The following is an 8,148-nucleotide window of genomic DNA, read 5'->3' on the forward strand; positions in this document are numbered from 1 at the left end:
GCGCCTCAGTGAAAGCGGCGGCTGCCCGTCTTGCTGTCGTTCTCGACCGCCAGGATGATGCCGACACAGGTCATGATCGTCAGCATCGACGAACCGCCATAGGAAAAGAGCGGCAGCGGAATGCCGACGACCGGCGCCATGCCCATCACCATCGACAGGTTGATCGCGATATAGAAGAAGATCGTCATCGTCAGACCGGCCGCAGTGAGCTGGCCGAAGCGCGTGCGGGCGCGCAGCGCGACGCGCGTGCCCCAGCGGATCAGCAGGAAGAAGGCGAAGAGCAGGCCGAGCCCGCCGATCAGCCCCCATTCCTCCGCCATCGTCGCGAAGATGAAGTCGGTATGCCCCTCGGGCAGATAATCGAGGTGGCTCTGCGATCCGTTGAGGAAGCCCTTGCCGCCGATCCCGCCCGATCCGATCGCGATCTTCGACTGGCTGATATGATAGCCGGCGCCGAGCGGGTCGCTTTCGGGGTCGAGGAAGATCAGGATGCGCTTCTGCTGATAATCGTGGAGCATCGAGAACAGCACGGGCAATGCGGCGGCGCCCGCGCCGGCCGCGCTGCCGAACCACCAGAAGGGCAGGCCGGCCACGAACATCACGACGACCCCGCCGATGCTGATCGCGAGCGCGGTGCCGAGATCGGGTTGGAGCATGACGAGTGCGGCGGGAACGCCAATCGCGGCGAGCGCGGGCCAGAGCGCGGTGAAGGTGCGCGTGTTGCCCGGCGGGAGCTGCGCATAGAAACGCGCGAGCGCGAGGACAATCGCGACCTTCATCAGCTCGGACGGCTGAAGATTCATGAAACCGAGGTTGAGCCATCGCTGGCTGCCGCCGCCGACGAAGCCGAGCAATTCCACCGCGACAAGCAACAGCAGCACGCCGAGATAGCCGAGATAGGAGAAATCCTCGAAGATCCGGAGCGGCATACGGCTGATGCCGAGCATGACACCCAGGAAAATCAGGAAACGCACGCCCTGCTGCCACGCCCAGGGCGACCAGCTTCCGCCCGCCGCCGAATAGAGGACGAGCAGGTCGAATGCGACGATCGAGCCGAGCAGCGCGATCAGCTTCCACGGAACGCGCTGGATGGCGGGCGGGACGGGGATCATTGCGCGAGCCCCGGATCGGGCGCGGCGATGCCGGCTTTCCAGGCGGCGTAGTTGCGGTCCATCCGTTCCTTGATCGTGCCGCCCCAGCCCGCCTCGAACGCCTCGAGCGCCTTCATCCCCTTTTCGCGGTCATAGATGAAGGTGAGGATGTCCTTGGCGACGGGGGCGGCGGCGCGGCTGCCGCCCATGCCATGCTCGATGATCACCGATATGGCGTAGCGGGGATCGGCGACCGGCGCGAAGCCGATGAACAGGCCGTGGTCGCGGAACTTCCACGTCCCGCCCTTGCCGTTGCCGGTGTTGAGCCCGCGCACCTGCGCGGTTCCGGTCTTGCCCGCCATGGTGATCCCGTCGAGCGGCAGGCGGCTGCGCCCGGCGGTGCCGCCCGGCCCGTTGACGACCAGGTCCATGCCCAGACGCGCGGTCCCGAGCGCTTCGGCGGAGAAGGGCAGAGGCTCGTTCTTGAACTGCCGGTTGACGAGGCGCGGATAGAGGCTGCGGCCCGAGGCGATGCGCGATGCCATGACGGCGAGCTGAAGCGGGTTCACGCTGACATAGCCCTGGCCGATCACCGCATTCAGCGAATCCGACGCCGTCCAGCGCTGGCCGTATTTCTTCATCTTCCATGCGCTGTCGGGGATGGTGCCGAACCGCTGGTTGCTGCCCGCGAGCTGAAATTCCTCGCCGAGCCCCATCAGGCGCGCGGTCGGCGCGATCGCGTCATAGCCCAGCCGGTCGGCCACCCAGTAGAAATAGCTGTTGCAGCTTTTCATGATCGCGTGCGGCATGTCGAGGCTGCCGTGGGTGCCGAGGCAGCGGAAGAAGCGGTTGCCGAGGCGGTAGCCGCCAATGCAGGTGTGGCGCTCGCTGGGATCCATGCCATGCCCGATCGCCGCGATCGCCGCCATCGGCTTCAGCGTCGATCCGGGCGGATAGAGGCCGCGGGTCGCCTTGTTGATCAACGGCTGATGGTCGTCGCCGCGCAGCCAGCTATATTCCGACGTGCTGATCCCGTCGGAAAAGCTGTTCGGATCGAAGCTGGGCATCGAGACGAAGGCGAGGATGTCGCCGGTCAGCGTATCGATGACGACCGCCGCGCCCGATTCGGGGCCCATGCGCCGCGCGGCATAGTCCTGCAGGTCGGCGTCGATCGTCAGGTGGACGGTCTTGCCCTGCGTGTCGGGCTGGGTCGAAAGCTCGCGCACCACTTTGCCGCGCGCGGTGACCTCGACGCGCTTGGCGCCGGGCTTGCCGCGCAGCATGTCCTGGAAATATTTCTCGAGCCCGTCCTTGCCGGTCTTGTAGCCGGGGGTGATGTAGAGCGGGTCCTTGACCTTCTCATATTCCTCGGCGGTCGGTGCGCCGACATAGCCGATCAGATGGCCGACCGCCGCGCCGGTCGGATAGTTGCGCGCAAAGCCGCGCTGCGGCGCGATGCCGGGAAGCTCGGGCAGGTGCACGAGAATCGCGCTATATTCCTGCTCGGTCATGTCCTCGGCGACCGCGACCGGCTGGAACCCCGATGCGGCTTTCAGGTCGCGCTCGATCCGCTCCATCGCGTCGCCGTCGAGCCGCAGCAGCGTCTTCAATTGCCCCAGCACCAGTTCCTTGTCGTGGAGCCGGTCGGGGATGATATCGACGCGCAAACTGACGCGATTGTTCGCCAGCGCCTTGCCGTGCCGGTCGACGATCCAGCCGCGGCGCGGCGGCACGAGCGTCAGATTGACGCGATTGCTTTCCGATTGCAGGACATAGCGTTCGTTGTCGACGACCGAGATATAGGCCATGCGCGCCGCGAGCGCGCCGAACAGGGCCGCCTGCGCCCCGCCGACGACGATCGCGCGGCGGGTGAAGGTGATGCCCCTCCAGGCTTCGGTGATGGGCGGGCTCTTCTTGCCAAACATTGGGGCGTTTTATCGGCGTTTCAGGCGGAAATTGTCAAACTTCCCCGTTAGGCGAAGGAAGAGCGGAACCAGAAGCACCGAGACGATGATCTGCGGCGCGACGAGCCCCAGAACACGTCCCGTTGCGGCGTGCGGGTGCGTGAGCAGCGCCGCGAGAGCCTGGATAATCGCGACAAGTAAAGCGCCAATCGCCCAGTCGTGAAAAAAACCGCGCCAATAGATGCGCTGCGAGAGATAGGCGATCGCGATGCTGGCCGCGGTCCACAGGAAGACCGCGGTGCCGATCGGCGCGCCGCTGAACAGATCGTCCCACAGGCCGAGCGGCAGACCGATCCACACCGGCCACATCTCGGTTCTGAGGAGCTGCCACGACAGGAAGAAGAGCAGCCCGAGCGGCGGCAGCACCGGCGAGCTGGCGACCAGCGGCAGCATCAGCGGCAGCGCCGAGGCGAACATCACGCTGGCGACCGGGACGCCGATCATCCGCCAGCGCGAGGCCGGCTCGCCGAGGCGGGGGCCTTTCGGGTTCATGGCGCCTTCGGGACTTCGGGGATGGCGCCCGGCGCGGATTTCAGCAGCTGCGCCTCGGCGTCTTCGGGGGTGTAGGGGCGCAGCACCGACACGGCATCGACCTTCGCGGGATCGGCGAGCGGGCGGGCGAGCGCGCCGTCATTCTGGCGCCGCGCGACGATCGCGACCGGGATGTTGGGCGGATAGAGGCCGCCGGTGCCCGAGGTGAGGAGGATGTCGCCGGGCTTGAACGGGTTGTTCGCGATGTTGAGCGTGCGGACGTCGAGGTCGCCGTTGCCGCGGCCATAGGCGAGCGCGGGCAGGCCGTCGCGCGCGCGGCGGACGGGAACGATCGTGTCGATGTCGGTGATCAGCAGCACCTGCGACACCGAAGGCCCCGACCCCAGCACGCGCCCGATCAGCCCGTCGGCGCCGCGCACCGGCTGTCCCGCCTCGACCCCCAGGTTGCGGCCGATGCTGAGCAGCGCGATGCGCTTGCTGCTGGTCGAGGTCGAGGTGAGGAGATAGCCGTTGGCGATCGCGCTCTTGTCGGTTTCCTGCAGCTTGAGCAGCGCCTTCAACTGGCGGTTCTCTTCCTGCAGCGAGCTCGTCGCGACAAGCTGGCGCCGCGTTTCGGCGAGTTCCTTGCGTAGCCGCCGGTTCTGCGACCCTGCGCCGACATAGGCCGACACGGCATCGTCGATGCCGGAGATCGAGCCGATCGCCGAGCGGGTGGCGCGGGCCACCGGCGCCGTCACTTCATGGCTCGCGATGCGAAGCTGGGCGAAACCGACGGGATCGACGACCGACAGCACGGCCAGCAGCAGCCCCGCCACCGCCCCGGTCACCGCGATGACATAGGCAGCGAACAGGCTGTACTGGGCCTTTCGGGATTGCCCCGGACGCCGATGTGCCGGGCGGACCATGACGAGGCGCTACCGCTCGATCAGGCTTGCTGGAGCACGCCGCGGAAGGCCGGGTCCTCCATCGCGCGGCCGGTGCCGATCGCGACGCAGGTCAGCGGATCCTCGGCCACCGTGACGGGCAAACCGGTCGCGTCGCGCAGCAGTTCGTCGAGCTCGGCGATCAGCGCGCCGCCTCCGGTCAGGACGATGCCCTGGTCGACGATGTCGGCGGCGAGTTCGGGCGCCGTATTCTCCAGCGCGATGCGCACGCCCTCGACGATCGTGCCGATCGGTTCGGACAGCGCCTCCGCGATCTGCGCCTGATTGATCGAGATTTCCTTGGGCACGCCGTTGACGAGGTCGCGGCCCTTGATGTGGATGGTCAGGCCGACGCCGTCGGCGGGAATGCGCGCGATCCCGAAATCCTTCTTGATCCGCTCGGCGGTCGCTTCGCCGATCAGCAGATTATGGTGTCGGCGGACGTAGGAGACGATCGCTTCGTCCATCTTGTCGCCGCCCGCGCGGACCGAGGTGGTGTAGGCGAGGCCGCGGAGCGACAGCACCGCGACTTCGGTCGTGCCGCCGCCGATGTCGACGACCATCGACCCGATCGGTTCGGTGACCGGCATGTCGGCGCCGATTGCGGCCGCCATCGGCTCCTCGATCAGCCACACTTCGCTCGCGCCAGCGTTCGATGCGGCGTCGCGGATCGCGCGGCGCTCGACGCTGGTCGAGCCCGAGGGGACGCAGATTACGATTTCGGGGCTGCGGAAGGCGTTGGGCTTGCCGCCGTGGACCTTGGTGATGAAATGCTTGATCATCTGCTCGGCGACATCGATGTCGGCGATGACGCCATCGCGCAGCGGGCGGATCGCCTCGATGCTGTCGGGGGTCTTGCCCATCATCAGCTTGGCGTCGTCGCCGACCGCCTTCACGCGCTTGATGCCGTTTAGCGTTTCGACCGCGACCACCGAAGGTTCGTTGAGCACGATGCCCTTGCCGCGCACATAGACGACCGTGTTCGCGGTGCCGAGGTCGATTGCCATGTCCTGCGAGTTGAATTTGAGCCAGCGGGAAAAGAAGGACATTTATACTGCTTCCTGTCATCGAAGCTGCGTCCCTGACGGACACGCCCCTATCGTGATTCCATCCGCGCGCCCGGCCCGGCGACAGCTACAATCAGGGGGAGATTCCGGCTCGTCCACAAGGGACTGGCTGGACAAAATGATCAGGCTGTGCGGATGGGTCGCGATTTGCGTCCGACTGCGCTACGAGAGGCCCCATGTCAATACGTCGCCTGCCGGAAAAGCTCGTAAATCGGATCGCGGCCGGTGAAGTGGTCGAAAGACCCGCCGCAGCGCTCAAAGAGCTGGTTGAAAACGCCATCGACGCCGGTGCGACTCGCATTTCGGTGCGAATCGCCGAGGGCGGAATCCTGCGGCTGGAGGTCGAGGACGACGGCTGCGGCATGACCGCCGCCGACATGGCGCTCGCGCTCGAACGCCATGCGACGTCGAAGCTGCCCGATGATGCGATCGAGGATGTGACGACATTGGGCTTTCGCGGCGAGGCGCTGCCCTCGATCGCCAGCGTCGCGCGGCTGACGCTCGACAGCCGGGTGGCGGGCGGCGACGGCTGGCGGCGCGTCGTCGACAATGGCGCGCTGGCGGCCGAGGGGCCGGCGGCACTGGCGAAGGGCACCCGCGTCCTCGTCGAGGATTTGTTCGCGCGCGTCCCCGCGCGGCGCAAGTTCCTGCGCAGCGGCCGCAGCGAATATGCCGCCTGCCTCGACGTCGTGAAGCGGCTCGCGATGGCGCGCCCCGACATCGCGTTCACCGTCGAGCATGACGGGCGCCGCGTCCTCGACGTCCAGGGCGGGCAGGACCGGCTCGCGCGCGTCGCGGCGCTGACCCAGCGCGAGCTGGCCGCGAACAGCATCGGCGTCGATCTCGACCGCGGCGAGGTGCATCTGGGCGGCGTGATCAGCCTGCCGACCTACAATCGCGGCATCGCCGACCATCAATATCTGTTCGTCAACGGCCGCCCGGTGAAGGACCGGCTGCTCGTCGGCGCGCTGCGCGGCGCCTATGCCGACCTGCTCGCGCGCGACCGCCATCCGGTCGTAGCATTGTTCCTCGACGTGCCGGCGAGCGAGGTCGACGTCAACGTCCACCCTGCCAAGACCGAGGTGCGCTTCCGCGACCCGCAGCTTATCCGCGGCATGATCGTCGGCGGCCTTCGCCGCGCGCTCGATGAGCATGGCTTCCGCAGCGTCCAGCGCCCGGCCGAAGCGGCGCTGGCGGCGTGGCAGCAGGAACCGGCGCCGCCGCCCGAGCCCGCAACGGGCTTCCTCTTCGGCCGCCGCACCGAGCCCGCGGTGCATCTGTTCGGCACCGACCTGCCGCCGGCCAACGAAGCGGTCGCGCGCGTCTATGACCGGCTCGTCCCCTTCGCGAGCGCGCCCGCCCCGCTCGCGGGCCGCGCCGAGGTCGCCGAACTGGCACCGCCCGAGGTCGAGGCGCATCCGCTCGGCATCGCACGCGGCCAGATCGCGAAAACCTATATCGTCGCCGAGGCCGGGGACGGCCTCGTCATCGTCGACCAGCACGCCGCGCACGAACGGCTCGTGCTCGAGCAATTGCGGCGCGGGATGAGCGGGCAGGCGGTGCCATCGCAGGGCCTGCTGCTGCCCGAGGTCGTCGAACTCGACGAGCCCGCGTGCGACCGGCTCGAAGCCGCGGCGCCGCAGCTCGCCGCGCTCGGCGTCGAACTCGAACGCTTCGGTCCCGCCGCGGTGATGGTGCGCGCGACCCCGGCGATGCTGGGGGCGATCGACTGCCACAAGCTCGTCACCGATATTGCCGACGACCTCGCGGGCTACGACGCCGCGCTCGGCCTGTCGGAGAAACTCGAACTCGTCGCCGCGACGATGGCGTGCCACGGCTCGGTGCGCGCGGGGCGGACGCTGAACGTCGCCGAAATGAACGCGCTGCTCCGCCAGATGGAGGTCACGCCGCACTCGGGCCAGTGTAACCATGGACGCCCGACGTGGGTGAAGCTGGCAATGGACGATGTCGAGAAATTGTTCGGGAGGAAATAGGATGAAGCGTCATATCGCGGCGGCTTTGCTGACCACGGCCCTGATCGGCGCCCCGACGATCGCCGCCAAGCCGGCGAAGCCTGCCCCTGCCTGCGCAGCGGGCGCCGTCCTTCCGCCCGAGCTTTCCGACTGGTCACGCGCGGCGGCGAACAAGACCATCTATGCCTATGGCGAGCCGCGCGCGGCCGATTGGCCTGCGCTCGGCGCGGCGCGGACGACGCTGCCGCTGCATCGTTTCGAAAGCCTGCGCTTTGAAATCGCGCCCGAGCGCAAGCCCGATCCCTTCAAATATGGCGGCATGGTGCCGATCGAGGTCAAGACGCCTGGCCGGCTGGTCGTCGCGCTCGGCGCGGGGGCTTGGATCGACCTCGTCCGCGACGGCAAATTCCTGAAATCGGTCGCGCACGGCCATGGCCCGGACTGCTCGGGCATCCGCAAGATGGTCGAATATGACGTCGAGCCGGGCCGCTATCTGCTCCAGATTTCGAGCGCGCCCGCCGCCTCGATCGACGCGATGGCGATCCTGCGCGATTGAGCGATCCACCCTTTCCCCCGTCACCCCGGACTTGATCCGGGGTCCCGCTCGGCGACGGTGACAAGCGGAACCCCGGATCAAG

The 8,148-nt window shown here is 67.7% G+C and carries 7 protein-coding genes; 2 read left to right on the forward strand and 5 right to left on the reverse strand.

Annotated elements, in window-relative coordinates; genetic code table 11:
* Positions 1-5: 5 nt before the first annotated feature.
* From rodA to OJI97_RS01710, 5 genes are read right to left on the reverse strand one after another with little or no spacing between them, the layout of a single operon-like run.
* Entirely contained in the window at positions 6-1,112 is a 1,107-nt protein-coding gene (gene rodA / locus OJI97_RS01690) for a rod shape-determining protein RodA (RefSeq protein ID WP_297660410.1), read from the reverse strand.
* Positions 1,109-3,016: a penicillin-binding protein 2 gene (mrdA, locus tag OJI97_RS01695; RefSeq protein ID WP_297660413.1), complete on the reverse strand. Its 1,908-nt coding sequence runs from the start codon at positions 3,014-3,016 to the stop codon at positions 1,109-1,111. The genes rodA and mrdA overlap by 4 nt, the downstream gene beginning before the upstream one ends.
* 9 nt (positions 3,017-3,025) lie before the next feature.
* On the reverse strand, positions 3,026-3,547 hold the full coding sequence (gene mreD / locus OJI97_RS01700; RefSeq protein WP_297660416.1) for a rod shape-determining protein MreD: 522 nt from the start codon (positions 3,545-3,547) through the stop codon (positions 3,026-3,028).
* On the reverse strand, positions 3,544-4,452 hold the full coding sequence (gene mreC / locus OJI97_RS01705) for a rod shape-determining protein MreC (RefSeq protein ID WP_297660418.1): 909 nt from the start codon (positions 4,450-4,452) through the stop codon (positions 3,544-3,546). Before mreC ends, mreD begins: the two co-directional genes overlap by 4 nt.
* 20 nt (positions 4,453-4,472) lie before the next feature.
* Positions 4,473-5,519, reverse strand: a complete 1,047-nt coding sequence (locus OJI97_RS01710) for a rod shape-determining protein (RefSeq protein WP_093508848.1) — start codon at positions 5,517-5,519, stop codon at positions 4,473-4,475.
* Between the two features lie 194 nt (positions 5,520-5,713).
* On the opposite strand from OJI97_RS01710, the gene mutL reads away from it, so the two are divergent.
* Positions 5,714-7,531, forward strand: coding sequence for a DNA mismatch repair endonuclease MutL (mutL, locus tag OJI97_RS01715; RefSeq protein ID WP_297660426.1), 1,818 nt, complete (start codon positions 5,714-5,716; stop codon positions 7,529-7,531).
* Position 7,532: 1 nt separating this feature from the next.
* Complete coding sequence (locus OJI97_RS01720) at positions 7,533-8,066, forward strand: hypothetical protein (RefSeq protein WP_297660428.1); 534 nt, start codon at positions 7,533-7,535, stop codon at positions 8,064-8,066.
* Positions 8,067-8,148 lie beyond the last annotated feature (82 nt).

This window comes from Sphingopyxis sp. (assembly GCF_025869345.1).
Classification (GTDB): Bacteria; Pseudomonadota; Alphaproteobacteria; order Sphingomonadales; family Sphingomonadaceae; genus Sphingopyxis.